Annotated in this window: 1 pseudogene; it reads left to right on the top strand. The window is 39.3% G+C overall.

The annotated features are described in order from the left end of the window. Positions 1 to 285, top strand: a pseudogene (locus tag QP437_RS09975) (hypothetical protein); the annotation flags it as partial.

The following is a 285-nucleotide window of genomic DNA, read 5'->3' as shown; positions in this document are numbered from 1 at the left end:
CCGTACAACGAAATGGCTATTTATATGCGACAGTTTATTCGACAAAACGCCCAATTGCAGCCATTGTTGCGACTTCATATCAACGTCTTATAACTCATTTTTATAATCATCTTATTTTTGCGTTGCCCGCCGGTATTTTGGGGAGTCTTGTTCTGCTATTACTCTGGCTACGTATTCGACAAAACTATTTGTCTCCCAAACGCAAATTGCAACGCGCCCTCGAAAAACATCAACTTTGCCTTTATTACCAGCCAATAATCGATATCAAAACAGAAAAATGTATCG

Source organism: Haemophilus sp. UMB1048, from assembly GCF_030218125.1.
Lineage (GTDB): Bacteria > Pseudomonadota > Gammaproteobacteria > Enterobacterales > Pasteurellaceae > Haemophilus_D.
This window is presented reverse-complemented; position numbering and strand designations above follow the sequence as displayed.